The organism is Roseibium aggregatum (assembly GCF_014692675.1).
Classification (GTDB): Bacteria; Pseudomonadota; Alphaproteobacteria; order Rhizobiales; family Stappiaceae; genus Roseibium; species Roseibium aggregatum_C.
Map to the genome: position 1 here is coordinate 1 of NZ_JABFCZ010000066.1, position 2479 is coordinate 2479.

Here is a 2479-nt window from a genome sequence, read left to right on the forward strand (position 1 = left end):
GGCGCGGGGCGGGTGGCGCATAGGTGTCATCCGGCTCCGCAATTTATAGGTCTGTCCCAAGAGAAGCTGCCGGTGGAGGTGGGTTTCTTGGTTGATCGGTTGGCCGGAATGTAAAGGAGCGAGGGCGGTTTAGCTCTAGACTTTGCAATTCATTTTGCAGAGCGTTTTCGATCCTAAACGGACAGAGGTTGAACTATGTTCAGATGACCGCTTTATGCACGAGGCGGTAGCCGAGGAAATCATGTCGCTAACTTACTATCGCACTCCCTATGAAAAGTAAGGCGTCATCCTGTGCCCATTTTAAATAAGAAGGTGTACGCCTTGAGAAGGCGGTAAGTCACTTGCCCATCCATGACGCAAAAGAACCTCGGATGACCGGGGGTTACGACCATGGCGCGCAGTGTCTCACGTACTGCTGCTCCGATTAGGTGCGAGTGTTGAACAACGGAGACATCAGCCCCGGCTCTTGTCAGTCGATAAATTTGATCACCGTTCTTACCGCACATTGCAGGTGTCATCTCTTCGAAGCGCGTAGGCCCCTTCAGCAGAAATGCCGCCGTCCGACGACGTTCGGCCACAGTGACGTTAGATGAAAAATGGTCGTTCTCTTCTCCGCCCCAATCTTTCTTGGTGGGTTCTGAAAGCAGTTGGGCAATTGCAGCCTTTACGTGCGCCTCGGGCGTTCGTTTCATGACCTTCATCCATTCGTCAGCGCTGGCGGTAGTGACGTCACGGATTTTGCTAAACTCAGCAATATCCTCGGCGAGAATTTCGCCATAGTCATAGCCGCACCACACTGCTTGCGAGCCGCCCCTGGCGGCGTTGCGTGGATGATCAATGAAGGGAGCTCCCATAACGATAGGTTCAATTTCGAACCGATCGCCCTTGTCATGAAGCAATCCGATAATAGCTTCGCGATATCCGTCTGCGTAGCCTCGGATCAACACCATTCGGCCCGTGTCGCTGACAATGTGTGCCGTGTGGTAACTAATGACCACAGGCTTGCCGTAGTCGAACTCCAGATGCACGCGTTGCGTTACACGATCGCTTGTCCTTATCTCTGGACAGGGCTCAAGCCGCTCCGTGCTCATAAACATCGCCCGTGGCTGGCCAAGAGTGAGAGCTTCGGCGAGCGATGGTGCTTTGAATTCTGAGCAGATATCGATCAGCATTGTGACCAGCAAATGATCATTGGCGAGCCGTGTCATGTGATCGTCGCCCGGCTTTTGCCGCGCGATGAATGCATCTCGCAATGGACCGAGGGAGCTGATCGCTAGCCGTCGGTTTAGGAAACCCATGTCGATGTGACTGAAGAATTCTTCGACACGATATTTGGCGGGCATGGTTTCTGCGGTCATGCCGCAAATTATAACTTAAAGTCGAGTTTGGCCAAGTAAGCTTCCGAAAAACGGCCCTGCTATTCAGCCGTTTAGGCTTCATAAGATAGCTATTTAATGTTCACTAATCACTTTAGGGCGCAGGTATCGGGTCACCAGATTTGGGTAAGCATTAGAATACAAGTGATGTGATGAAAATTGATTGTAATTAGTGCATAGCATTCCTATTTGGGTTGCAGTTTAGACAAGTTCTGAGACATGTCATTTGTTGAAGTTGGAATGATCGGGGGGGCAATGTCGGGTCTGGTCGAAGAAATACAACGTGATGCTCTTGATTCGCAGACATCTGTTTCAACACTGCTAAGAAAGGTGAAATTAGCCGCTGCCAAGCTTCAACTTCCTGTGGTTGAGGAGTGGGTGGATAATGAATTAAACGGGTATAATAAGAACCCTGTTCCACATTACCGCCAAATCACAGGAGTTCCCAAGGCATTTAATCCATTTAATGGATGGATACCGATCATGGGCACGCCGAAGATGATTGAGGCAATATCAAGAGCGCATACCGGGCAATCTATCGCCTCTATTGAAGACTTACTTAAAGATTCGGAAAATGAAGTTTTTCAGAATCGACTGTCACCTCAAGTAATTCATATGTTGAATAAGAATAGCGAAGTCCAATTCGGTGAGATGGCCAATTTTATCGGTCGTGGCGCCCTTGTCGGTATCATCGATCAGGTTCGGAACATGATCTTGGATTGGGCAATTGAACTTGAGAGAACTGGAGTGAAGGGAGAGGGTATGTCTTTCAAATCTGAAGAAAAGATCGCGGCCCAAAATAATCCGACTATTACAATCGGTTCGGTTGGCAGCTTTGTGGGCGTAGTCGGTAACAGTAACAAAGTGCGCGATATTGTTGGAGGCGATTTGAATCTTGCAAAAGTCAAGGATTTGGCTCAGCAACTTCATCAAAATCATGAAAATTTAGTTGCCGCCGGTGCTGACGAGAGCGCGCTAGGCTTCGTGGACAAAGCTTGACTGGGGACTCGGACCTTGATTCAAGGCTGGCTTTTGGAGGCAGCCTTGGGCGAGCGGATTGGCGTTACAGACGAAGAATGGGAAGTGATCGGGCCGCTGTTGCC

The 2479-nt window shown here is 49.7% G+C and carries 2 protein-coding genes; one reads left to right on the forward strand and one right to left on the reverse strand.

Annotated features, from left to right (window positions below; all coding sequences use genetic code 11):
* Positions 1-284 precede the first annotated feature (284 nt).
* Positions 285-1358 carry a hypothetical protein gene (locus tag HK439_RS26220; RefSeq protein WP_190294436.1) on the reverse strand — a complete coding sequence of 358 codons (1074 nt, stop codon included), beginning with the start codon at positions 1356-1358 and terminating at the stop codon, positions 285-287.
* A 237-nt stretch (positions 1359-1595) separates the two neighbouring features.
* Here HK439_RS26220 and HK439_RS26225 point away from each other — a divergent pair, with 237 nt between their 5' ends.
* Positions 1596-2375, forward strand: a complete 780-nt coding sequence (locus HK439_RS26225; protein WP_190294437.1) for a hypothetical protein — start codon at positions 1596-1598, stop codon at positions 2373-2375.
* Positions 2376-2479 lie beyond the last annotated feature (104 nt).